This is a genomic window from Micromonospora aurantiaca ATCC 27029 (genome assembly GCF_000145235.1).
In the GTDB taxonomy this organism is placed as follows: domain Bacteria; phylum Actinomycetota; class Actinomycetes; order Mycobacteriales; family Micromonosporaceae; genus Micromonospora; species Micromonospora aurantiaca.
On the sequence record NC_014391.1, the window covers coordinates 4,093,974 to 4,117,701 of the forward strand.

The following is a 23,728-nucleotide window of genomic DNA, read 5'->3' on the forward strand; positions in this document are numbered from 1 at the left end:
GTCACGTGTTCACCCGTGTCGCCATCGTCAACCGTGGTGAGGCCGCGATGCGGCTCATCCACGCGGTCCGGGAACTGGCCGCGGAGACCGGCAGCCGGATCGAGACCGTCGCGCTGTACACCGACGTCGACCGTACCGCCACCTTCGTCCGCGAGGCGGACGTCGCCTACGACCTGGGCCCCGCGTCGGCCCGCCCGTACCTCGACCTCAAGGCCCTGGAGCGCGCGCTGGTCGAGACCGGCGCGGACGCCGCGTGGGTGGGCTGGGGTTTCGTGGCCGAGGACCCGGCGTTCGCCGAACTGTGCGAGAAGATCGGCGTGACGTTCGTCGGACCGAGCCCGGACGCCATGCGCAAGCTCGGCGACAAGATCGGCGCGAAGCTGATCGCCGAGGAGGTCGGCGTGCCGGTCGCGCCGTGGAGCCGCGGCGCGGTGGAGAGCCTGGACGACGCGCTGCGCGCGGCGGCCTCGATCGGCTACCCGCTGATGCTCAAGGCGACCGCCGGTGGCGGCGGGCGCGGCATCCGGGTGATCCGCAGCGACGCCGAGCTGGCCGACGCCTACGAGCGCACCAGCCAGGAGGCGGCTCGCGCGTTCGGCAGCGGCGTGGTGTTCCTGGAGCGCCTGGTCACCGGCGCCCGGCACGTCGAGGTCCAGGTGATCGCCGACGGCCAGGGCACCGCGTGGGCGCTCGGCGTACGGGACTGCTCGGTGCAGCGGCGCAACCAGAAGGTGATCGAGGAGTCCGCGTCGCCGGTGCTGAGCCCGGAGCAGACCGCGGAGCTGAAGGCGTCGGCGGAGCGGCTGGCGGTCGCCGTCGGCTACCGGGGCGCGGCCACAGTCGAGTTCCTCTACCACCCCGGCGACCGGCTGTTCGCGTTCCTGGAGGTCAACACGCGCCTGCAGGTCGAGCACCCGATCACCGAGTCCACCACCGGGTTCGACCTGGTCAAGGCGCAGCTGCACGTGGCCGGCGGCGGCCGGCTCACCGGCGAGCCGCCGGTCGAGCGCGGCCACGCGATCGAGGCCCGGCTCAACGCCGAGGACCCGGACCGCGACTTCGCGCCCTCCCCCGGCCGGATCACCCGGCTCGACCTGCCCGCCGGGCCGGGAATCCGGGTCGACACCGGGGTCAGCGAGGGCGACACCATCCCGGCCGACTTCGACTCCATGATCGCGAAGATCATCGCGTACGGCCGGGACCGGGACGAGGCGCTGGGCCGCCTGCGCCGGGCGATGGCGAACACCATTGTGGTCATCGCCGGCGGCGCGACGAACAAGAGCTTCGTGCTCGACCTGCTCGACCAGCCCGAGGTGATCGACGCCAGCGCGGACACCGGCTGGATCGACCGGGTGCGCGGCGAGGGCCGCCTGGTCGCGCACCGGCACTCCGCCGTCGCGCTGGCGGCAGCCGCGATCGAGGCGTACGAGGAGGACGAGACCGCCGAACGGCAGCGGCTGCTGTCCACCGCGGCCGGTGGACGCCCGCAGGTGCAGCACCGCAGCGGCCGGCCGCTGGACCTGAAGCTGCGCGGCGTGACCTACCGGATGCGGGTGGCCCGGGTCGGCGCGCACCGGTTCCGGGTCGGTGTCGAGGCCGGTGGCGACGTGCGCACCGCCGACGTCGAGCTGGACCGCTTCGACCGGCACACCGGTCAGATCGCCGTCAACGGCGCCCGGTTCCGCCTGCTCACCGACACCCACGGCCCGGTGCACCTGGTCGAGGTGGACGGCGTGACGCACCGGGTCAGCCGCGACGAGGGCGGCGTGCTGCGCTCCCCCATGCCGGCGCTGGTGGTCGCCACGCCGCTTCAGGTCGGCGCGGAGGTCGAGGCCGGCGCGCCGGTGCTGGTGCTGGAGGCGATGAAGATGGAGACGGTGCTGCGGGCGCCGTTCCGGGCCCGCCTCAAGGAGTCGTCGGTCGCGGTGGGCACCCAGGTGGAGGCCGGGGCGCCGCTGCTGCGCCTGGAGCCGGTCGCGGAGGACGACGCCGAGGTGGCCGCCGGGCCGGCCGGACCGGCTGTCGAGCTGGACCTGCCCACCGCGCCCGCCGACGTGCCCGCGCGGTCCCGCGCCGAACGCGGCCAGGAGGACCTCTGCTCGCTGCTGCTCGGCTACGACGTGGACCCGCACGACGAGCGCCGGGTGCTCGACGACTACCTGGACGCGCGGCGGGCGGCCACCGAGGCCGGGCACCGGCCGCTGGCCGAGGAACTGGAACTGGTGAACGTCTTCGCCGACCTGGCCGAGCTGAGCCGTAACCGGCCCGGCGGCGACGACGGGCCGGGCGGGCACGTGCACAGCGCCCGCGAGTACTTCCACACCTACCTGCAGAGCCTCGACGTCGAGCGGGCCGGTTCCCCGGAGTCGTTCCGGGCCCGCCTGGCCAAGGCGCTCGCCCACTACGGCGTCACCGAGCTGGACCGCTCGCCCGAGCTGGAGGCCGCGGTCTTCCGGATCTTCCTGGCCCAGCAGCGGGCCGCCGCGGACGCCGCGGTGATCGCCGCGCTGCTGCGCTCCTGGCTGCGCGAGCCGCCGCCGGACGAGGCGCTGCGCGAGCCGGCCGGTCTCACGCTGGAACGCCTCGTCGCGGCCACCCAGGTCCGCTTCCCGGTGGTCGCCGACCTGGCCCGGGGCGTGGTGTTCGCCTGGTTCGCCCAGCCGCTGCTGCGCCGCAACCGGGCCCGGGTCTACGCCCAGGTCCGCACCCACCTGCGGCACCTCGACGCGCAGCCGGACGCGCCGGACCGCGCCGGGCGGATCGCCGAGATGGTGCGCAGCACCGAGCCGCTGGTCCGGCTGCTCGGTCAGCGCCTGGTCCGCAACGACCTGGACAACGCGGCCATGCTGGAGGTGCTTACCCGCCGGTACTACGGCAACAAGGCGCTCACCGAGGTCCGCACCCGCACCGCCGGTGGCTGCACGTTCGTGGTGGCCGGGCGGGACGGGTCGAGTGTCGTCTCGGCCGCCGTCCGCTTCGACGCGCTCGGCGACGCGCTGCGCGGCCTGGCCGAGGTGGCCCGGGACTGCGAGGCCGTCGACGCGGACGTCTACCTGGCCTGGGAGAACCAGCCCGAGGACCTGGACGCCGCCGCCGCCGCGCTGCTGGACGTGGTGAACGCACACCCGCTGCCGCAGCAGGTACGCCGACTCACCACCACCGTCGCCGGGCGCGGCGGCGCGGTGATGCACCACCACGTCACGTTCCGTCCGGCCGAGGGCGGCGGGATGGCCGAGGAGCGGCTGATCCGCGGCCTGCACCCGTACATCGCGCAGCGGATGCAACTGGAACGGCTGCGCGAGTTCGACCTGACCCGGCTGCCCTCGCTGGACGAGGAGGTCTACCTGTTCCAGGCGGTCGCCCGGCAGAACCCGTCCGACCAGCGGCTGGTCGCGTTCGCGCAGGTACGTGACCTGACCGAGCTGCGGGATCAGGACGGCCGCCTGGTGGCGCTGCCGACCACCGAGGACACGGTGGCGGCCTGCATCGACTCGATCCGCCGGGCGCAGTCGCGGCGGCCGTCGAAGTCGCGGTTCCCGACCAACCGGATCGTCGTCTACGTGTGGCCGCCCAGCGAGCTGACCCGCGAGGAGATGGAGCTGATCGCCGGGCGGGTACGCCCGACCACCGTGGGCGCCGAGCTGGAGGAGATCCTGTTCATCGCCCGTCAGCGCGACCGCCGTACCGGCGAGCTGACGAAGGTCGGCGTGCGGATCACGTTCGACGCCACAGGGCACGCGCAGCTGACGGTGGGCGAGCCGCCGGCCGAGCCGGTCGAGCCGCTTGACGACTACCGGTTGAAGGTGCTGCGGGCGGCCGGCCGCAACACGGTGTACCCGTACGAGCTGACCGGCCTGCTGGGCGACTTCGTCGAGCACGACCTGGACGCCGGCCACGCGCTGGTGCCGGTGGACCGGCCGAAGGGCCGCAACACCGCGGCGATCGTGGCCGGTGTGGTGACCACGCCGACACCGCGGCATCCGCAGGGCGTGACCCGGGTGGTGCTGCTCGGCGACCCGACCAAGTCCCTCGGCGCGCTGTCCGAGCCGGAGTGCCGGCGGGTGATCGCCGCGCTGGACCTCGCGCAGCGGATGGGCGTGCCGCTGGAGTGGTACGCGTTGAGCGCCGGCGCCCGCATCTCGATGACCTCCGGCACCGAGAACATGGACTGGGTGGCCGCGGCGCTCAAGCGCATCGTCGAGTTCACCCAGGACGGCGGTGAGATCAACATCGTGGTGGCGGGCATCAACGTCGGCGCCCAGCCGTACTGGAACGCCGAGGCGACGATGCTCATGCACACCAAGGGCGTGCTGGTCATGACGCCGGACTCGGCGATGGTGCTCACCGGCAAGCAGTCGCTCGACTTCTCCGGCGGTGTCTCGGCCGAGGACAACTTCGGCATCGGCGGCTACGACCGGGTGATGGGCCCGAACGGGCAGGCGCAGTACTGGGCGCCGAGCCTGCCGGCCGCGCGGGACGTGCTGATGGCGCACTACGACCACACGTACGTCGCGCCGGGCGAGGACGCGCCGCGCCGGGCCGTCACGATGGACCCGGTGGACCGGGACATCTGCGGCTACCCGCACGCGGTGGCCGGCAGCGACTTCGCCACGGTGGGCGAGATCTTCTCCGCCACCGCGAACCCGGACCGGAAGAAGCCGTTCGACATCCGTACCGTGATGCGGGCGCTCGCCGACCAGGACCACCCGGTGCTGGAACGGTGGGCCGGCATGGCCGACGCGGAGACGGCTGTGGTGCAGGACGTGCACCTCGGCGGCATCCCGGTGTGCCTGCTCGGCATCGAGTCCCGCTCGGTGCCCCGGCACGGCTTCCCGCCCACCGACGGCCCGGACACGTACACCGCGGGCACGCTGTTCCCGCGCTCGTCGAAGAAGGCCGCGCGGGCGATCAACGCGGCCAGCGGCAACCGGCCGCTGGTCGTGCTCGCCAACCTCTCCGGCTTCGACGGTTCGCCCGAGTCGATGCGCAAGCTGCAACTGGAGTACGGCGCGGAGATCGGCCGGGCGATCGTCAACTTCCGCGGCCCGATCGTGTTCTGCGTGATCTCGCGCTACCACGGCGGCGCGTTCGTGGTGTTCTCCAAGGCACTCAACCCGGACATGACGGTGCTGGCGATCGAGGGGTCGTTCGCCTCGGTGCTCGGTGGCGCGCCCGCCGCCGCCGTGGTGTTCGCCGGCGAGGTCGCCGCCCGTACGGCCGCCGATCCCCGGGTACGCGACCTGGAGGCGAAGGTCACCGCCGCGGCCGGCACCGAGCGGGCGGCGCTCACCGCCGAGCTGGACGAGCTGCGCTCGTCGGTGCGGGCGGAGAAGCTCGGCGAGGTGGCCGCCGAGTTCGACCGGGTGCACAGCATCCAGCGGGCGGTCGAGGTCGGTTCGGTCGACGCGGTGATCCGCGCCGCCGAGCTGCGTCCCCGCGTCATCGAGGAGATCGAGGCGCGCCTGCGCTGACACGTTGCACCGCCGGGCGGCGGGCGGGCCTTCGGGTCCGCCCGCCGTTTCGCGTGCGCCGGTCCTTGACGGGCCTGCCGTCGCATGATGTGCTCAATCGGTAATGGAAACCGTGTTCGTTAGCGATGACGGAGGACCCATGTCGCTCACCGTTCCGCCCGCCCTGCTGCACGCCGCCGAGACCGGTCCCGTGGACGAGGAGGCGTTCGTCGCCTGCGTCCGCGACTCCCTGCCGTACGCCTGGGAGACGGTCAGCCGGGTGGCCGCCGACCTGGCCGCGTCCGACGCCGAGTTCGCCGACAACGTGGTGCCGCCGCCGGGCGACGCCGAGCGCGGGCAACTGCTGCGCGCGATGGCCAGCGACGCGATCCGCGCCGGCCTGGAACGGCACTTCGGGGTGACGCTGGCGTTCCAGAACTGCCACCGGGTGGCGGCGTTCCGCCCCGGCGCGGCCGGCTCCGAGGCGTACCGCCGGTTCACCTCCAGCCGCGGCCAGTTGCTGAACCAGTCACCGGCACTGCGCAACTGCTGACGGCGACGCGCCGCGGGCGGGTCACCGCCCGCGGCGGCTCAGGCGGCGCAGCGGTCGCAGGTGCCGAAGATCTCCAGGGTGTGCCCGACGTCGGTGAAGCCGTGCTGCGCGGCGACCTGGTCGGCCCACCGCTCCACGGCCGGGCCGGCCACCTCCACGGCCCGGCCGCAGCGGCGGCAGACCAGGTGGTGGTGATGGCGGCTCTGGCTGCACCGCCGGTAGAGGTGCTCGCCGCCGGGCAGCCGGGCCGAGTCGATCTCGCCGTTGTCGACGAGCATCTGGAGCGTCCGGTACACCGTGGTGAGGCCGACCTTCGCCTGCCGCTGGACGAGCATCTGGTGCAGCTGCTGCGCGCTGTGGAAGCCGTCCAACTCCCGCAGCAGCGCCAGCACCTCGGCGCGCTGACGGGTGTTGCGGGTCGCCCCGGTCGTCGCCTGGGTCACCGTCGCCTCCCTCGTCCGGGCGCCCGCCCGGCACCCTCGTCCGGCCGCGGCCGCGCCCGGCGCGCCACGTGACACCCGGAACCATTATGCCTTCCGGGCGCACCGCCGATCCCGGGTCCGTGACGGCCCGCCGCCCGGGATGTGACGTGCCCGACCGCCCCGGCCGGAACTATCCGGCGTACCGCGCCGACAAACGGTACGAACACCGGATCTTCGAGGGGACGACGTCATGCCCAGCACCACCAGCCGCCGGTTCCTGCGCGCGGCGGCCCTGATCGGCGCCGCCGTGCTCGCCGCGTCGGTCACCGCCTGCGGATCCTCCGGCACGCCGTCCGCCGCCACGTCGGCGTCCGCCTCGGCGTCGGCGAGCGCGGCGGCGGGCGTGCTCACCGTCCGCGACCCGTGGGTGAAGGCCGCCGACAAGGGCATGACCGCCGCGTTCGCCACGCTCGCCAACGACGGTGACACCGACGTCACGATCACCGGCGTGACCACCGACGTGTCCCGGGCCGAGATCCACGAGATGGCCATGACCGACGGGAAGATGGCGATGCGGCAGAAGCAGGGCGGCGTCGTGGTCGCCGCCCGCTCCCAGGCCGCCCTGGAACCCGGCGGCGACCACCTGATGCTGATGGACCTGACCCGCCCGGTGCGCCCCGGCGACCAGCTCGACATCACGCTCACCTTCGCCGACGGCCGGACCCAGACGTTCACCGCCGTGGCGAAGCCGTTCACCGGCGCCCAGGAGAGCTACGCGCCCGGCCACGGCCCGAGCCCGGCGTCATGACCGGCAGGCGGGTGAGCCGGCGCGGCCTGCTCACCGGAGGCGCGATGGCCGCCGGGGGCGCGCTGGCCGGCGCCGGCGCCCTCACCGCCGTCCGTTCCGGCCCTCCCGGGGTACGCCCCGGCGACGCCGTCCCGGTGGCCCAGGTCGGCAGCGCGGCCGAGCCGTTCCACGGCGCCCGGCAGTCCGGGGTCACCACCGACCCGCAGGCGCACGCGGCGTTCGTCGCGTTCACGCTGCGCCCCGGCACCGACCGGGCGGCGCTCGGGCGGATGCTGCGGCTGCTCTCCGACGACGCGGCCCGGCTCACCCAGGGCCGCCCGGCGCTGGCCGACACCGAGCCGGAACTGAGCGTCCTGCCGGCCCGGCTGACCGTCACGTTCGGCTTCGGTCCCGGGCTCTACGCCGCCGCCGGGCTCGACGGCCGGCGGCCCGCCTCGGTGGCCGACCTGCCCGCGTTCGGCATCGACCGGCTGCAACCCCGCTGGTCCGGCGGGGACCTGCTGCTCCAGATCTGCGCCGACGACCCGCTCACCGTCGCCCACACCCAGCGGGTCCTGGTCAAGGACAGCCGTCCGTTCGCCGTCGTCCGCTGGGTGCAGCAGGGCTTCCGCCGGGCGGCCGGCGCCGAGCCGGGGCGTACCCAGCGCAACCTGTTCGGGCAGCTCGACGGCACCGCCAACCCCAAGCCCGGCACGCCCGCGGACACCGCGGTGTGGGTGACCGACGGACCGGACTGGTTGCGGGACTCGACCACGCTCGTGGTGCGGCGGATCAGCATGAACCTGGAGACCTGGGACCTGCTGGGCCGCGCCGACCGGGAACTCGCCGTGGGGCGGCGCCTCGACACCGGCGCGCCGCTGACCGGCCGGGCCGAACACGACGAGCCGGACTTCGCCGCGCTCGGCCCGGACGGGCTCACCGTGATCCCCGACTTCTCGCACCTGACCCGCGCCCGCGTCACCGACGACCGGCAGAAGATCCTGCGCCGGCCGTACAACTACGACGGCGTGCCGACCCCGGAGGGGACCGCGGACAGCGGACTCGTCTTCGCCTCGTACCAGGCCGACATCGCCCGGCAGTTCCTGCCCATCCAGCGCCGGCTCGCCGAGCGCGACCTGCTCAACGAGTGGACCACCCCGATCGGCTCCGCCGTGTTCGCCGTACCGCCCGGCTGCCCCGAGGGCGGCTGGATCGGCTCGCAACTGCTCGGCTGACCACCACAGGAAGGCGCGTCATGCGTACCCGTTCCGTCACCGCGCTGCTCGCCGCGGCCCTCACCGCGCTGCTGCTGGTCCCGGCCACGCCCGCGGCGGCCCACAACTCGCTCCAGGAGGCCACCCCGGCGCGCGACGCCCGGCTCACCGCCGCGCCCACGCAGGTCACGCTGCGGTTCCTGCAGGGGCTGAACCCCTCCTTCACCACCATCACGGTCAGCGACGCGGCCCAGCGCACGGTGCCCACCTCCGCACCGGCTGTGGACGGCGCCACCGGCACGGTGACGATCGACGAGCCGCTGGGCAACGGCACCTACACCGTCGCGTACCGCGTGGTCTCCCGCGACGGCCACCCGGTCCAGGGTTCGTACCGCTTCACAGTGGCCGACCCGGCGGCGCCCGCACCGTCGGCTCCCACGCCGACGGCGGTTGCCGCGTCGGCCGGCGTGGACGGCGCGGACGAGCCGGATGCCTCGGGCGCGCCGTCCGGCGACGACGGCCCGCCGGTCGCGCTGCTGGCGGGTGGGGCGGTCGCCGGGCTGCTCGTGATCACCGGAATCGTGCTGCTGGTCGCACGCCGGGCGCGCGCTCGCCGAACGGACCACTGACGACCGGGCCGCACGGCGGGGTCAGCCACGGGCAGGCGGGCCGCTACCGCCTCAGCGGGCGGGCGGCGGGCCGACGCTGCGGCGCGGCACCAGCGTCGGCGCGATCGTCTGCCGCAGCGGCCCGACGGTCTGCGACTCGATCTGGGCCAGGAGCAGGTCCAGACTCGCCGCGGCGACAGCGCCGAAGTCCGGCCGGACGGTGGTCAGCGGCGGGATGAAGTACGCCGCCTCGGGCACGTCGTCGAACCCGACCACGCTGATGTCGTCGGGAACCCGGCGGCCGTGCTCGTGCAGCGCCCGCAGCACGCCCAGCGCCAGATGGTCGTTGGCGGTGAAGACGGCGGTGACCTCCGGCATCCGGGCCAGCATCTGCCCACACCGGTAGCCCGCCGCCGCCGACCAGTCGGCCGGGACCAGCGGCGGGATCTCGGCTCCCGCCTGCCGCAGCGCCTCGCGCCACCCCTCGATCCGGCCGGCGCTGTCGAACCAGTCCGACGGGCCGGACACGTGCCACACCGTGCGATGCCCGGCGGCGAGGAGGTGCTCGGTGGCGGCCCGGGCGCCGGCGACCTGGTCGACTGTGACCAGCGGGATCGGTCGCCGCGGGTCGCCGTCGACAGTCACCAGCGGTACGTCCTGGGGCAGCCGTTCCAGCGCCTCCCCGGCGGACTCGACCGGCGCGATCACCACGATGCCGGCGACCCGGTGTGCCAGGTGCCGTTCCACGGCGGCCGAGATGGAGCGGTGGTCGAGGTCGCGGACGCTGCCGACGCTCACCGCGAAGCCGGCCTCGGCGGCGGTCTGCTCCAGCGCCGCGAGCAGCGACGCCGGGCCGTAGAGCGTGGTGTTCTGCGCGACCACGCCGATCACCTGGGACCGGCCGGTCACCAGCGCGCGGGCCGCGCGGTTGGGCCGGTAGCCGAGTTCGGTGATGGCGGCCTGCACCCGTAACCGGGTCTGCTCACGCACGTTGGGATGCCCGTTGAGAACCCGGGAGACCGTCTGGTGCGACACCCCGGCGAGGCGGGCCACGTCCGTCATCGCAGGACCGCGCACGGCCACCTCACTTTCGCCACTGCCCGCGGCCACACCCGGTCGATCTCGACCGGACCGTCCCGGGTGGCGACAGTCTACGCCAGCGGTCCCATCGGTATCGGCACCGTTGATCGCCCGTTCCCGCCGTGGCGCGACGATATCGGGGAATCGACAGGCGGCTCATTCCCTTCCGTTACGCAGTGGCACGAACAGGCAGCTCGGAGCGGGTGGAATTGCGCCCGGGGTGCGGCATTTCCGGCGATTGCCGGAGCCGCACCCCGGGTTGTCGAAGATGTGTCAACGGCCGCGAATGGTGACCGTTGTCACGGTGTCGTCAGGGAGAACTGCCGCACCGTCACCGCGCCGCCGAGGGATTGGGTGGCGTAGTTGAAGAAGCCGAACCGGTAGCCCATGAAGAACTGCCACGCGTTGTTGAGCGTCAGCGCGTTACCGAGCGACACGAAGTTCACCCCGTCGGTGCTGTAGGAGAACCGCGCCTGCCGGCCCGAGCCGGGCCGGATGTCGGCGTTCGCCCGCAGCCAGATCCGCCCGCCGGACACCGCCGCACCGGCGATCTCCGTCCCGGTGCTCGTGGTGTTCCAGTTCGAGCCCATGGTCAGGCCGTTCGTCATCACCACGCGGGTCGCGCCGTTGTCCCGCCGTACGCCGATCCAGGCCGAGCTGTCCCGCAGCATCGCCAGGCCGGCCCGGTCACCGTCGCGCATGGTCGAGTAGTCCAGCTCGATCGTGCCGGTCGAGGTCGGACCCTGGATGCGGTGGGTGAGCGTGTTGCGGGCCCGGTACAGGTCGTTCGTGACGGTGGCGGTCTGCAACCGCAGGCCGTTGTTCACCGACCATCTGCTGTTGTCCGGGTTGTGGTTCCACTCGTACTGCACGCCGAGCGTGGTGCCGGAGAACGTGTCGGTGCCGGTGAGCGGCTTGACCGGGCGGGTCGGCAGCGGGTTCGGGTAGCTCGCGCCCCAGGCGCCGTTGACGGTCTGCACCTGCGGCCAGCCGTCGGAGGTCCAGGTGATCGGCGCCAGCGTCGGCATCCGGCCGCCCGGGTACGCGTCGGTGAACGCCATGTAGTACCAGGCGCCCGTCTGCGTCTGCACCAGCCCGCCCTGGTGCGGCACGCCGCCACCGGAGATCGGGCCGGGCAGGTTGAGCAGCACCTGCCGCTGCTCGTACGGGCCGAACGGGCCGTTCGTGGACTTCAGCACGTACTGGCCGTTGGCCGGCCGGGTCAGCCAGATGTAGTACGCGCCGTTGCGCTTGTAGAAGCGCGCGCCCTCCAGCGTGCCGATGCTCGACGGCGTCTGGTAGACCTGCTGGGCCCGGACCTGGCTGCGCCCGTCGGCGGAGAGCTGGGCCACGCTGATCGTGCCGTTGCCGTACGCGACGTACATGGTGTCGTTGTCGTCGATCAGCATGCCGGCGTCGTAGTAGCAGTTGGGGATGGTGGTCAGGCGGTTCCACGCGCCGTCCACGGCGGTGGCGGTGTAGATGTGGGTCTGCGCGAAGTCGATGCACCCGGCCCAGTAGAACGTGCGGTTGCTCGGCCGGTAGTTCAGCGTCGACGCCCAGATGCCGTCCACGTACGCCTGCTCGCTGGCGCTCAGGTCGTACTTGGTGCCGAACTCCAGCCGTGGCACCGAGTGCCCGGCGAACTCCCAGTTCACCAGGTCCCAGGAACGCAGCACCGGCGCGCCGGGCGAGTAGTGCATGGTGGAGGCGGACATGTAGTAGACGTCGCCCACCCGGATGATGTCGACGTCGGCGAAGTCCTGCCAGACGGCCGGGTTGGTGAAGCTGCCGCCCGGGTTGCCCGGGTTGCCGGGGTTGTCGCCGACGCGGACGAGCTGCCACTGCTGGTTCGCGCCGTTCCAGTCGTCGTACTGGACGATGTTGCCGCCGTCGGCGGTGGAGGCGTTCTGCACCTCCATCACCTTGTTCGAGTTCCGGTTGATCAGCCGGACGTACCCGCTGTCGGAGTCGGCCAGCCGGAACTGCTGGTTGGTGCCGCCGTGGTCCGTCCACTGCACCACCGCCGCGCCGTTGGCTGTGGACGCGCCGGTCACGTCCAGCACCTTGCCGGAGTGCCGGGACCGCAGCCGGTAGTAGCCACCGCCGGAGTCCACGAACTGCCACTGCTGCCAGGCGCCGTCGTTGCGCGTCCACTGGGTGATCCGCGCCCCGTCGTTCGTCGCCTGGTTGTACAGGTCCAGCGCCTTGCCGCTGTTGCGGTTCACCAGCACGTAGTAGGCGCTGGTGTCCACTGTGGCAGCCGATACCGGCGCGGGCACGGCGCCCACCACCACGCCGCCGACAAGCAGTGCCACCACCCCGGCCAGCAACCGGGACAGGCGTCCACGTCCACGGGACAGTCGAGCCGTCACCACGATCCTCCTTCGTCGACCGGAGCCCGGGCACGGCAGTACGCGCCGACGACGGCAGCGTTATCGCTAACAGCGATGCCCACCCAGGCGGGAGTCGGATCCCTGGCAACTGCGGCGCAGATCGCGCCCGGAACGGCCCGCGAGCGGTGCCGGTGACCCTATCCATCGACTGTGAGCGATAACATGCCGTTCGTCAAGGCGTAACACGGACCCCGCCGCACGGGCGGCCCGAGGCGGCCCGAGGCGGCTCAGAAACCCCGGGCGAGCCGGTAGTACGCCTGGTTCCAGCGCAGCTCGTCCGCGAAGCGGTGGGGGCGCGTCTCGGCGTCGATGACCACCAGCTCGGTCCGGGCCATCGCGGCCAGGTCGCGCAGCTCCTCCATGCCGACGGCCTGGGAGAGGACGGTGTGGTGCGGCCCGCCCGCGGTGATCCATGCCTCCGCCGAGCCGGCCAGGTCGGGCTGCGGACGCCACACCGCGCGCGCCACCGGCAGCCGGCGCAGCGGGTGCGGCGGCGGCACCACGTCCACCGCGTTGGCGACCAGCCGGAACCGCTCCCCCATGTCCACCATGCCCAGCACGACCGCCGGGCCGGGCGCGGCGTCGAAGACCAGGCGTACCGGGTCCTCCCGCCCGCCGATGCTCAGCGGGTGCACCTCCGCGCTCGGCACGTCGGCGGCGATGCTCGGGCACACCTCCAGCATGTGCGCGCCCAGGATCAGCTCCTGACCGAACGTCAGGTCGTAGGTGTAGTCCTCCATGAACGAGGTGCCGCCCGGCACGCCGACGGCCATCGCCTTGAGCGTGTGCACCAGCACCGAGGTCTTCCAGTCCCCCTCGCCGCCGAAGCCGTAGCCGTCGGCCATCAGGCGCTGCACCGCGATCCCGGGGAGCTGGCGCAGTCCGCCGAGGTCCTCGAAGTTCGTGGTGAACGCCCGGAAACCGCCGGCGTCGAGGAAAGCACGCAGGCCCAGCTCCTGGCGCGCCGCGTACCGCAGCGAGTCGTGCCGGTCCCCGCCGGGCCGCAGCTCGGACGCGACGCGGAAGGTGTCGTCGTACTCCTTGACCAGGTCGTCGACCTGCGCGTCGGGCACCTGGTCGACGGCGGCGACCAGGTCGTTGACGCCGTAGGTGTTGACCGAGACGCCGAAGCGCAGCTCCGCCTCGACCTTGTCCCCCTCGGTGACCGCGACGTCGCGCATGTTGTCGCCGAAGCGGGCCAGCCGCAGCGTCCGCACCGCCGACCAGCCGATCGCGGCGCGGGCCCAGGCCGCGACCCGCCCGACGACCCGGGGGTCGGTGACGTGCCCGGCGACGGTCTTGCGCGCCACCCCGAGCCGGGTCTGGATGAACCCGAACTCCCGGTCGCCGTGCGCGGCCTGGTTGAGGTTCATGAAGTCCATGTCGATGTCGTCCCACGGCAGCGCCACGTTGGCCTGCGTGTGCAGGTGCAGCAGCGGCGTGCGCAGCGCGTCCAGCCCGGAGATCCACATCTTGGCCGGGGAGAACGTGTGCATCCAGGCGATCACCCCGACCGCGCCCTGCGCGGCCGCGTCCCGGCAGGCGGCGAGGATGTCCGCACTGGAGGTGAGGACCGGCTTCCAGACCACGCGTACGGGGATGTCCGGCGACTCGTCCAGGCGCGCGGCGATCTGCCGGGACTGCTCGGCGACCTGCCGCAGGGTGTCCTCGCCGTAGAGGCCCTGGCTGCCGGTGAGGAACCAGACCTCGGGCTGGGGGTGAGTTGCCATGTTGTTGCCTTCCGCGCTAGGAACCGTCACTTGAACCGGATGCCGATGAGGCGCTGGAGGAGGATGAACGCGAACAGCAGGCCACCGATCACGATCTTGGTCCACCAGGAGTTGAGGCTGCCGTCGAACGTGATCAGCGTCTGGATCACGCCCAGCACCAGCACGCCGAGCACGGTGCCGAAGACGTACCCGGAACCGCCGGTGAGCACGGTGCCGCCGATCACCACGGCGGCGATCACGTCCAGCTCCATCCCGACGGCGATCAGCGGCGCGCCGGACAGCGTGTAGAACGACAGCAGGATGCCGCCGATCGCCGAGCAGAGCCCGCTGATCGTGTAGACGGCGATCCGGGTCCGCGCCACCGGCAGGCCCATCAGCAGCGCCGACTGCGCGTTGCCGCCGACCGCGTACACGTTGCGGCCGAACCGGGTGTACGCCAGCACGTACGCCGCGATCAGCACCACCGCGAACGCGATCAGCACGCTGATCGACACGAAGTTTCCGGCCGGGTCGCCGATGCGCTGCTGCGACATCGAGGTCCAGAAACCGTCGGTGATGGAGATGGAGGCGTCGCTGATGAACGTGCACATGCCCCGGGCGAAGAACATCCCGGCGAGTGTCACGATGAACGGCTGGATCTCGAAGAAGTGGATCGCGCAGCCCATCAGGAAACCGAGCGTCGGGCCGATCAGCAGCGCGATCACCAGCACCAGGGCCGCGGGCAGGCCGTCGCGCAGCAGCGCGGCCGACACCATCGCGGTCATCGCCACCACCGAGCCGACGGACAGGTCGATGCCGCCGGTGAGGATCACGAACGTCATGCCGACCGCGACGACGAGCAGGAAGCCGTTGTCGATGAAGACGTTGAAGACGACCTGGACGTTGGAGAAGGCGCGGTACTGGGACACGCCGATGCCGTACATGACCAGCAGCAGGGCGAGCGTGGCCAGCACCGGGACGTGCCGGCGGGGCAGGCTGGGCCGCCAGGACCGGCCGGTGGTCAACGACGTGCTGCTCATGCCGGCACCTGCTCCTTCTCCCGCTGCGGTGCCGCCGGGCCGGGTTCGGTCCCGCGCCGTCGCCGGCGCAGCCGGGCCCGGAACGCCGGGGCCTGGACGAGGCAGACGGCGATGACGACGACCGCCTTGAACAGCAGCGACGTCTGCGGCGAGATGTTCATGGCGTACACGGTGGTGGTCAGGGTCTGGATGATCAGCGCGCCGAGGACGGTGCCGCCGAGGGAGAACCGGCCGCCGGCCAGTGAGGTGCCGCCGATGACGACCGCCAGGATCGCGTCGAGTTCGATCCACAGGCCGGCGGCGTTGCCGTCGGCGCTGGAGACGTTCGCGGTGACCATGAAACCGGCGAGCGCGGCGCAGACGGCGCTGATCACGTAGACGAGGAAGACGATGCGCCGCGACCGGATGCCGGCGAGCCGGCTGGCCTCGGCGTTGCCGCCGACCGACTCGACGATCAGCCCGAGCGCCGTGCGGCGGGTGAACGCGGCCACGAGCAGCGCGGCGGCGAGCGCGATCAGGATGGCCAGCGGCAGCGTCAGGAAGTGCCCGAGCCCGATCGCCCGGTACGGACCGGAGTTGATCGTGATGATCTGGCCCTCGGTGACCAGCTGGGCGATGCCCCGCCCGGCCACCATGAGGATCAGCGTGGCGATGATCGGCTGGATGCCGATGACCGCCACGAGTATCCCGTTCCAGGCGCCGAGCACGAGCGCGGCGCCGAAGGCCAGGGCCAGCGCGGTGGCCACCGTGGCCGGGCTGTTCTGGTCGGCCGCCCCGCTGATGTGCAGGCAGGCGATCGCGCCGCTGATCGCGCAGAGCGAACCGACCGACAGGTCGATGCCGCCGGTGGCGATGACGAGCGTCATCCCGAGCGCGACCAGGATCAGCGGCGCGCTCAGCCGGAGGATGTCGATCGGCGTGCCGTACAGGTGGCCGTTCTTGACCTCGACGGCGAGGAAGCCGGGACGGTAGACGGTGTTCGCGGCGATCATGACCACGAGCACGAGCGCCGGCCAGAACAGGCGGTGGCCGGTCAGCGGGCGGAGGCGGTCGGCGACGGCGGTCATGGGGTCACCTCCTCCCGGGGCGTTCCACTGGCGATGGTGCGCATGACGCGGTCGGCGTCGAGCGTGTCGTCGTTGTCGAGCTGGGCGACCATCTCCCGGTCGCGCATGACCGCGACCCGGTGGCTCAGGCGCAGCACCTCCTCCAGCTCGGCGGAGATGAACAGCACCGCCATGCCGCCGTCGGAGAGCTGCACCACCAGCTTCTGGATCTCGGCCTTGGCACCGACGTCGATGCCGCGGGTCGGCTCGTCCAGGATCAGCAGGCGCGGCTCGGTGATCAGCCAGCGGGCCAGCAGCACCTTCTGCTGGTTGCCGCCGGACAGGTTGCGAACCGGCAGTTCCGGGTTGGCCGGGCGGATGCTCAGCGCCTCCACGTACCTGCGGACCAGTTCGTCCTGACGGCGGCGCGGGATCGGACGCAGCCAGCCGCGCGCGGCCTGCATCGCCAGGATCATGTTCTCCCGTACCGTCAGCTCCGGGACGATGCCCTCGGCCCGGCGGTTCTCCGAGCAGAACCCGACGCCTTGGCCGATGGCCTGCATCGGGTTGCGCACGGGCGCCCGGCCGCCGTCGAGCCGTACCTGGCCGTGGTCGGCCCGGTCGGCGCCGAAGATCAGCCGCGCCACCTCGGTCCGGCCGGAGCCGAGCAGGCCGGCCAGGCCGACCACCTCACCGGCGTGGATGCGGAGGCTGAACGGGGCGACAGCGCCACGCCGGCCCAGTTCGGCGGCGTCCACGAGCGGGGCCTCGCCACCGGCGTCGACTGTGGCGCGCTTCTGCTGCTCGTCGAGCCGCTCCAGCACGTCCAGCTCCTGGCCGATCATCTTCTCGACCAGGCTGAACTGCGGCAGCTCCTCGGTGCGGTACTCCCCCACGAGCGTGCCGTTGCGCAGCACCGTGATCCGGTCGGCGATGCCGTAGACCTGGTCGAGGAAGTGGGTGACGAACAGGATCGCGATCCCCTCGTCACGCAGCTGCCGCATGATCCGGAACAGCTGCGCCACCTCGCCGGCGTCCAGACTGGAGGTCGGCTCGTCCAGGATCAGCACCCGGGCCTGCACGTCGATCGCGCGGGCGATGGCGACCATCTGCTGCACCGCGAGCGAGTACGAGCCGAGCGGCGCGGAGACGTCGAGGTCGAGATCGAGCCGGGCCAGCAGGTCGCGGGCCCGGCGGCGCATCTCGCCCCAGCGCACCGCGCCGAGCCGGCGGGGCTCCCGGCCGATGAAGACGTTCTCCGCCACCGACAGGTTGGTGCAGAGGTTGACCTCCTGGTAGACGGTGCTGACACCGGCCGCTGCGGCCTGCATCGGACCGGTGAACGAGACCTGCTCGCCGTCGAGCGTGACGACGCCCGCGTCGGTCCCGTAGACGCCGGTCAACACCTTGATCAGGGTGGACTTGCCGGCGCCGTTCTCGCCCATCAGGGCGTGGACCTCGCCCGGGAACAGCCGGAAGTCGACGTCGTGCAGCGCGCGGACCCCGGGGAAGGTCTTGCTGATGCCGGTCATGGTCAGGACCGGACGGTTACCCGTCATCCCATCGGACCTCTTCTTCGACGGTGGTGGTACGGGGGCCGCCGTCGGTTGCGACGGCGACCCCCGGGTGACTCAGTACTTGCGGTTGGGCAGTGCCTCCTTGGCCTGCTCCTGGGTGAACGTGGTCTCCTCGGTCTCGATCCGGGCGGGCACCTCCTCGCCGGCCTTGACCTTCTTGACCAGGTCCATCAGCTGCGGGCCGAGCAGCGGGCTGCACTCGGCGATGAAGTTGAACTTGCCGTCCGCGAGGGCCTGCATGCCGTCCTTCACCGCGTCGACGGTGATGATGGTGATGTCCTTGCCGGGCTCCTTGCCCGCCGCGGTGATCGCCTCGAGCGCGCCCAGGCCCATGTCGTCGTTGTGCGCGAAGAGCACGTCGATCTTCGGGTTGGCCTTGAGGAACTGCTCCATCACCTGCTTGCCGCCGGCGCGGGTGAAGTCACCGGTCTGCGAGGCGACGATCTTCAGGTTCGGGTTGGCGGCGATCGCCTCGGCGAAGCCCTTCTTCCGGTCGTTGGCCGGCGCCGAGCCGGTCGTGCCCTGCAGCTCGACGATGTTGACCGGGCCGGACGCCGCCTTCTTCTGCTCCACCAGCCACTCGCCCGCGAGGCGGCCCTCCTTGACGAAGTCCGAGCCGAGGAACGTCTTGTAGAGCGACTTGTCGGCCGAGTCGACGGCGCGGTCGGTCAGGATCACCGGGATCTTGGCGTCCTTGGCCTCCTTGAGCACGGTGTCCCAGCCGGACTCCACCACCGGCGAGAAGGCGATCACGTCGACCTTCTGCTGGATGAAGTTGCGGATCGCCTTGATCTGGTTCTCCTGCTTCTGCTGGGCGTCGTCGAACTTCAGCTCGATGCCCGCCTCGGCCGCCGCCTCCTTGATCGAGGTGGTGTTGGCGGTGCGCCAGCCACTCTCGGCGCCCACCTGGGAGAAGCCCAGGACGATCTTGTCGTTGCCGTCGCCGGAACCGCCGCCGGTGTCGCTGTTGCCGCACGCGGCCATGCTGGCGGCGAGCAGCACGCCGGCGAACGCCGCGATGACAGTGCGTGCCGTGCTCCTGCTTCTCATCGATTCTCCTCCGGGGGTTGGATGTTCCGGGCGCGCGACCGGCGGAAACCGGAGCGGCCCGGATGTGGTGGTGGGGGGTGCGCGGCGCGGTCCGGGGTCAGTGCGCCGACGGGCGTTGGCCGTACACGTTCTGGTAGCGGTCGTAGAGCGAGTCGATGTCGGCCGGCGCGATCGGCACCGGCCGGCCGAGCGCGCGGGCCAGGTGTGCGGTGCGGGCCACGTCCTCGCACATCACCGCGGCCTTGACCGCCGCCCGGGCGTCGCGGCCGATGGTGAAGACGCCGTGGTTGCGCATGAGCACCGCGGGTGAGCGGTGCCCGGACAGCGTGCTGACGATGCCCTTGCCGATGTCGTCGCCGCCGATCAGCGCGAACGGCCCGATCGGGATCTCCCCGCCGAACTCGTCGGCCTGCGCGGTCAGCCAGCACGGGATCGCCTCGCCGCGGGCCGCCCAGGCGGTGGCGTACCCGCTGTGCGTGTGCACGACGCCGCCGACCTCGGGCATCGCGCGGTAGACGTAGGCGTGCGCGGCGGTGTCGCTGGACGGGGCGCCGTCGCCGTCGACCACGGCGCCGTTGAGGTCGCAGACCACCATGGCCGCCGCGGTCAGGTCGTCGTAGTCGACGCCGCTGGGCTTGATGACCATCAGGTCCTGACCGGGTACGCGGGCCGACACGTTCCCGGCGGTCCAGGCCACCAGGTCGTAGCGGGTCAGTTCGCGGTGCAGGCGCGCCACCGTCTCGCGTAGCGCGTCGACCTGGCTGTTCATCCGACCACCCCCAGGGTCGCGGCGGCGCGGTCCGCGGCGGCGTCGACCGCCGCGTTGCGGATCGCCCGCAGGCGGAGCATGACGTCGTTCGCGCCGCGGCCGAAGTGGTCGTGCAACGCGCGGTACTCGGCGTAGAGGGCGTCGTAGGCCCGCACGTTCTCCGGTACGGGCCGGTAGACGGCCTCGTCGATGCGCCCCATCGCGGCGGACGCCTCGTGGATCGTCGGGTACGCCCCGGCGGCGACAGCCGCGTGGATGGCCGAGCCGAGCGCCGGGCCCTGGGCGGAGCCGATGATGCTCAGTGGCCGGTTCGTGACGTCGGCGTAGATCTGCATGAGCAGCCGGTTGGAGGTGAGACCACCGGCCACCACCAGGTCGTCGACCGGCACCCCGGCCTGCCCGAACGCCTCGACGATCATCCGGGTGCCGTACGCGGTCGCCTCCAGCAGCGCCCGGTAGACGTCCGGCGGCCGGGTGGCCAGCGTCAGCCCGATGATCATCCCGCTGAGGTCGTGGTTGACCAGCAGGGACCGGTTGCCGTTCCACCAGTCCAGCGCCACCAGCCCGTGCGCGCCGACCGGCTGGGCGGCGGCGGCCTCGGTGAGCCGCTCGTGCGAGTCGAACCCCGCCGGGGCGGCGTGGCGGACGAACCAGCCGAAGATGTCCCCCACCCCGCTCTGCCCGGCCTCGAAACCCCAGGCGCCGGGGCTGATCCCGCCGTCGACCACGCCGCACATGCCCGGCACCTCGGCCGGGTGGGTGCCGTTGAGGACGTGGCAGGTGGAGGTGCCCATGATGGCGACCAGCCGGCCGGGCCGCAGCGCCTGGGCCGACGCGGCGGTGACGTGGGCGTCGACGTTGCCCGCCGCGACCGCGATGCCCTCGGGCAGTCCGGTCCAGGCCGCGGCGCGGGCGCTGAGCGTGCCGGCCCGCGCGCCCAGCGGCAGCAGCGGACCGTCCAGCTTGGTCACGAAGTCGGCGAATCCGGGGTCGAGCGCGGCCAGGTAGTCCGGCGACGGGTAGCGGCCGTCCTGCCGGATGCCCTTGTAGCCGGCCGTGCAGACGTTGCGGGTCTCGGCGCCGCACAGCTGCCAGACGATCCAGTCGGCGGCCTCGACGAAGCGCTCGGCGCGCCGGTAGACCTCCGGGTCCTCCTCCAGGATCTGCAGGCCCTTGGCGAACTGCCACTCCGCGGAGATCTTGCCGCCGTAGCGGCCGAGCCACGGTTCGCCGCGTTCTTCCGCCAGCGCGTTGATCCGGTCGGCGTGCGGCTGCGCGGCGTGGTGCTTCCAGAGCTTCACCCAGGCGTGCGGGCGGTCGCGCAGTTGCGGGATCTCGCACAGCGGTGTGCCGTCGGCGAGCGTCGGGAGCACGGTGCAGGCGGTGAAGTCGGTGCCGATGCCCACCACCCGGGACGGGTCCACGCCGGCTTCGGCGAGCGCGGCCGGCACCGCGTGGCGCAGCACGTCGCGGTAGTCGTCCGGATCCTGGAGGGCCCAGTCCGGGGGCAGCGCCGGGCCGCCGTCGGGAAGCGCGGTCTCGATGACCCCGCGCCGGTACTCGTGCACCGCCGTACCGAGTTCGGCGCCGTCCCGGACGCGGACCACGAGCGCCCGCCCGGACAGCGTGCCGAAGTCGACACCGATCACGTACCGGTCGGACGCGTCCACTTCGCTCATTTGCACCTCCGCCGTGTCACGGAGTTAGTGTTAGCGCTCACATATACATCCGTCAAGACACCTCCGGGCAACAGCTACGTAACGAGGAACCGCCCTCGCCGGACCACCGCGGCCGGGCGGCACGGACCGGCGGGGCCGCACCCGGAGGAGATCCACACGGACGCGCTTCCGGTCCGGCCGCCGAGTCCCGGCGAGCGCCTTGTTAGCGACAACAATCAATGCCTTCGTGGATCGTCGAACCGCCGCGATCGGCGCTGCGGGCTCCGGCCCGCGGAGAGGGCCTCTCGAGGTCACAGAGCGCCCCTCAGCGGCACTTTTCCCGGCCCCGACACCCGCGCGAACGGTCGCCGACGTGGGCCGGGCGGACCGTCTCGCTATTTACAGGGTTTGATGTCAGCGATAACATTCTCGCCATCCCTGCTTCGTGGCGCCGCCGTCCGGGAAACCCCGGCGCCGCAGCCGGGCGGCGACGCGGACGGCGACCCCGTCGACCGCCGGACCCACCACCCACGAGCGCCCGCCGGTGACCGGCCGGCCCCTCTCCACTGCCGTGCCGCGTACGTCCCCGCGCACCCCGGGCGACGCCGCGCGATCGGCGGGCCGCTCCCAACCGGACGCCGGCACGGCCGGCGCCCGGCGACCGAGGAGGATCAGTGCGCAGATGGACCCGACGGACGCTCGCCGTCCTGGGCGTCGCGGCGGTGGCGCTCGCCGCGACAGTCACCGACCAGGCCGTGGCCCCGCGTCCCGCCCGGGCGCTGGACAACGGCGTCGCCCGCACCCCGCCGATGGGGTGGAACACCTGGAACACCTTCGGCTGCAACATCAACGAGACCCTCATCCGCCAGACCGCCGACGCGATCGTCAGCAACGGCCTGCGCGACCTCGGGTACAAGTACGTCGTCGTGGACGACTGCTGGTTCGACCCGAACCGGGACTCGCAGGGCAACCTCCAGGCCCACCCGCAGCGGTTCCCCAGCGGGATGAAGTCGCTCGGTGACTACCTGCACGCCCGGGGCCTGCTGTTCGGCATCTACCAGGTGCCGCTGGACAAGACCTGCGCCCAGGTCGGCGGCGCGTTCCCCGGCGCCACCGGCAGCCTCAACCACGAGTACCAGGACGCGCGGCAGTTCGCCGCCTGGGGCGTGGACTACCTGAAGTACGACTGGTGCTCGTCCACCGGCACCATCAACGACCAGGTGGCGCGGTTCGGCATCATGCGCGACGCGCTGGCCTCCACCGGCCGGCCGATCGTCTACAGCATCAACCCCAACAGCTACCACGCCAAGACCGGGCCGCAGCGCAACTGGAGCGACGTGGCGAACCTCTGGCGGACCACCGAGGACATCACCAACGCGTGGAACACCGGCCAGACCAACGGCTACCCGATGGGCATCCAGAACATCGTCGACGTCACGGTGCCCCTGGCCGGGTACGCCGCGCCCGGCGGGTTCAACGACCCGGACATGCTCGAGGTCGGCCGAGGGGGCATGAACGACACCGAGATGCGCAGCCACTTCGCGCTCTGGGCGGTCCTCGCCGCGCCGCTGATGATGGGCAACGACGTACGGTCGGCGAACGCGGCCACGCTGGCGATCCTGCGCAACGCGAACCTGGTCGCGATCAACCAGGACACGCTCGGCCGTCAGGCGGCCCAGGTCTCCTTCGACGGCACCCGGCGGGTGCTGGCCAAGCCGCTGGCCAACGGCGACGTGGCGGTCGCCCTGTTCAACCAGGGCGGCTCGACCACCACCGTCTCCACCACCGCGGCGGCGGTGGGCAAGAGCGGCAACTCCTTCACGCTGCGCGACGCATGGACCGACGCCACCTCCACCAGCACCGGCACGATCTCCGCCAGCGTGCCCGCGCACGGCACCGTCGTCTACCGGGTCAGCGGAGGCGGCACCACCACGCCGCCGCCGGTCCCGACCACGTTCCGGCTGCGCAGCGAGTCGTCCGGCCGGTGCCTCGACGTGGACAACGCCGGCACCGCGAACGGCACCGGGACGCTGATCTGGGACTGCCACAACAACGCCAACCAGCAGTTCACCGCCAACGGCCAGGCGTTGCAGGTGCTCGGCAAGTGCCTGGACGTGCCGACGAACGCGACGGCCGGCACCCGGGTGCAGATCTGGGACTGCAACGGCGGCACCAACCAGCAGTGGACCATCAACGGCAACGGCACGGTGAGCAACGGGCGCTTCCCGTCGCTGTGCCTGGACGTCGACAACGCGGGCACCGCCAACGGCACCCGGGTGATCGTCTGGACCTGCCACGGCAACGCCAACCAACGGTGGAGCCGGGCGTGAGCGGCTACGGCCGGTGAACGGCGGTCGGCCGGACGAAGG

At 72.4% G+C, this 23,728-nt stretch carries 16 protein-coding genes; 6 read left to right on the forward strand and 10 right to left on the reverse strand.

Annotation, left to right across the window (positions count from 1 at the left end; all coding sequences use genetic code 11):
- Positions 1 to 5 precede the first annotated feature (5 nt).
- Positions 6 to 5,471, forward strand: a complete 5,466-nt coding sequence (locus MICAU_RS18230) for an ATP-binding protein (protein ID WP_013286815.1) — start codon at positions 6 to 8, stop codon at positions 5,469 to 5,471.
- 139 nt (positions 5,472 to 5,610) lie between these two features.
- On the forward strand, positions 5,611 to 6,003 hold the full coding sequence (locus MICAU_RS18235) for an SCO5389 family protein (protein ID WP_013286816.1): 393 nt from the start codon (positions 5,611 to 5,613) through the stop codon (positions 6,001 to 6,003).
- 38 nt (positions 6,004 to 6,041) lie between these two features.
- On the opposite strand, the gene MICAU_RS18240 is transcribed toward MICAU_RS18235, so the two are convergent.
- Positions 6,042 to 6,446 (reverse strand): Fur family transcriptional regulator, encoded by a 405-nt coding sequence (locus MICAU_RS18240; protein ID WP_013286817.1) that lies wholly within the window; start codon positions 6,444 to 6,446, stop codon positions 6,042 to 6,044.
- Positions 6,447 to 6,675: 229 nt separating this feature from the next.
- Between MICAU_RS18240 and MICAU_RS18245 the strand changes: the two genes are divergently transcribed.
- The 3 genes from MICAU_RS18245 to MICAU_RS18255 are packed head-to-tail and all read left to right on the forward strand — an operon-like array spanning position 6,676 to position 9,055.
- Complete coding sequence (locus MICAU_RS18245; protein ID WP_013286818.1) at positions 6,676 to 7,233, forward strand: copper chaperone PCu(A)C; 558 nt, start codon at positions 6,676 to 6,678, stop codon at positions 7,231 to 7,233.
- Positions 7,230 to 8,447, forward strand: a complete 1,218-nt coding sequence (locus MICAU_RS18250; protein WP_041799041.1) for a Dyp-type peroxidase — start codon at positions 7,230 to 7,232, stop codon at positions 8,445 to 8,447. The genes MICAU_RS18245 and MICAU_RS18250 overlap by 4 nt, the downstream gene beginning before the upstream one ends.
- Before the next feature lie 20 nt (positions 8,448 to 8,467).
- Positions 8,468 to 9,055, forward strand: a complete 588-nt coding sequence (locus MICAU_RS18255) for a copper resistance CopC family protein (protein ID WP_013286820.1) — start codon at positions 8,468 to 8,470, stop codon at positions 9,053 to 9,055.
- A 51-nt stretch (positions 9,056 to 9,106) separates the two neighbouring features.
- On the opposite strand, the gene MICAU_RS18260 is transcribed toward MICAU_RS18255, so the two are convergent.
- The 9 genes from MICAU_RS18260 to araB all read right to left on the reverse strand — a co-directional run bounded on the left by MICAU_RS18260 (position 9,107) and on the right by araB (position 21,380).
- Positions 9,107 to 10,096, reverse strand: a complete 990-nt coding sequence (locus MICAU_RS18260) for a LacI family DNA-binding transcriptional regulator (protein ID WP_030268480.1) — start codon at positions 10,094 to 10,096, stop codon at positions 9,107 to 9,109.
- A gap of 317 nt (positions 10,097 to 10,413) precedes the next feature.
- A complete protein-coding gene (locus tag MICAU_RS18265) occupies positions 10,414 to 12,489 on the reverse strand; it encodes an RICIN domain-containing protein (RefSeq protein WP_013286822.1) in 2,076 nt (691 codons plus the stop codon).
- A 248-nt stretch (positions 12,490 to 12,737) separates the two neighbouring features.
- Positions 12,738 to 14,240 (reverse strand): L-arabinose isomerase, encoded by a 1,503-nt coding sequence (araA, locus tag MICAU_RS18270; RefSeq protein ID WP_013286823.1) that lies wholly within the window; start codon positions 14,238 to 14,240, stop codon positions 12,738 to 12,740.
- Positions 14,241 to 14,266: 26 nt separating this feature from the next.
- Positions 14,267 to 15,259 (reverse strand): galactofuranose ABC transporter, permease protein YjfF, encoded by a 993-nt coding sequence (yjfF, locus tag MICAU_RS18275; protein WP_013286824.1) that lies wholly within the window; start codon positions 15,257 to 15,259, stop codon positions 14,267 to 14,269.
- Positions 15,256 to 16,326, reverse strand: a complete 1,071-nt coding sequence (locus tag MICAU_RS18280; protein ID WP_013286825.1) for an ABC transporter permease — start codon at positions 16,324 to 16,326, stop codon at positions 15,256 to 15,258. Before MICAU_RS18280 ends, yjfF begins: the two co-directional genes overlap by 4 nt.
- Positions 16,323 to 17,864 carry a sugar ABC transporter ATP-binding protein gene (locus MICAU_RS18285; RefSeq protein ID WP_013286826.1) on the reverse strand — a complete coding sequence of 514 codons (1,542 nt, stop codon included), beginning with the start codon at positions 17,862 to 17,864 and terminating at the stop codon, positions 16,323 to 16,325. Before MICAU_RS18285 ends, MICAU_RS18280 begins: the two co-directional genes overlap by 4 nt.
- Before the next feature lie 72 nt (positions 17,865 to 17,936).
- Positions 17,937 to 18,932 (reverse strand): ABC transporter substrate-binding protein, encoded by a 996-nt coding sequence (locus tag MICAU_RS18290; RefSeq protein ID WP_013286827.1) that lies wholly within the window; start codon positions 18,930 to 18,932, stop codon positions 17,937 to 17,939.
- Positions 18,933 to 19,029: 97 nt separating this feature from the next.
- Entirely contained in the window at positions 19,030 to 19,701 is a 672-nt protein-coding gene (locus MICAU_RS18295) for an L-ribulose-5-phosphate 4-epimerase (RefSeq protein ID WP_013286828.1), read from the reverse strand.
- Positions 19,698 to 21,380 (reverse strand): ribulokinase, encoded by a 1,683-nt coding sequence (gene araB, locus MICAU_RS18300; RefSeq protein WP_013286829.1) that lies wholly within the window; start codon positions 21,378 to 21,380, stop codon positions 19,698 to 19,700. The genes MICAU_RS18295 and araB overlap by 4 nt, the downstream gene beginning before the upstream one ends.
- Positions 21,381 to 22,033: 653 nt before the next feature.
- Here araB and MICAU_RS18305 point away from each other — a divergent pair.
- Entirely contained in the window at positions 22,034 to 23,689 is a 1,656-nt protein-coding gene (locus tag MICAU_RS18305) for a glycoside hydrolase family 27 protein (RefSeq protein ID WP_013286830.1), read from the forward strand.
- The last annotated feature ends 39 nt before the right edge of the window (positions 23,690 to 23,728 follow it).

What these genes read in the sequence shown, in the direction of transcription:
- MICAU_RS18235 (WP_013286816.1), top strand. Translation starts at nt 5,611, where the DNA reads ATGTCGCTCACCGTTCCGCCCGCCCTGCTGCACGCCGCCGAGACCGGT.
- MICAU_RS18245 (WP_013286818.1), top strand. Translation starts at nt 6,676, where the DNA reads ATGCCCAGCACCACCAGCCGCCGGTTCCTGCGCGCGGCGGCCCTGATC.
- MICAU_RS18250 (WP_041799041.1), top strand. Translation starts at nt 7,230, where the DNA reads ATGACCGGCAGGCGGGTGAGCCGGCGCGGCCTGCTCACCGGAGGCGCG.
- MICAU_RS18255 (WP_013286820.1), top strand. Translation starts at nt 8,468, where the DNA reads ATGCGTACCCGTTCCGTCACCGCGCTGCTCGCCGCGGCCCTCACCGCG.
- MICAU_RS18260 (WP_030268480.1), bottom strand. Translation starts at nt 10,096, where the DNA reads ATGACGGACGTGGCCCGCCTCGCCGGGGTGTCGCACCAGACGGTCTCC.
- araA (WP_013286823.1), bottom strand. Translation starts at nt 14,240, where the DNA reads ATGGCAACTCACCCCCAGCCCGAGGTCTGGTTCCTCACCGGCAGCCAG.
- yjfF (WP_013286824.1), bottom strand. Translation starts at nt 15,259, where the DNA reads ATGAGCAGCACGTCGTTGACCACCGGCCGGTCCTGGCGGCCCAGCCTG.
- MICAU_RS18280 (WP_013286825.1), bottom strand. Translation starts at nt 16,326, where the DNA reads ATGACCGCCGTCGCCGACCGCCTCCGCCCGCTGACCGGCCACCGCCTG.
- MICAU_RS18285 (WP_013286826.1), bottom strand. Translation starts at nt 17,864, where the DNA reads ATGACGGGTAACCGTCCGGTCCTGACCATGACCGGCATCAGCAAGACC.
- MICAU_RS18290 (WP_013286827.1), bottom strand. Translation starts at nt 18,932, where the DNA reads ATGAGAAGCAGGAGCACGGCACGCACTGTCATCGCGGCGTTCGCCGGC.
- MICAU_RS18295 (WP_013286828.1), bottom strand. Translation starts at nt 19,701, where the DNA reads ATGAACAGCCAGGTCGACGCGCTACGCGAGACGGTGGCGCGCCTGCAC.
- araB (WP_013286829.1), bottom strand. Translation starts at nt 21,380, where the DNA reads ATGAGCGAAGTGGACGCGTCCGACCGGTACGTGATCGGTGTCGACTTC.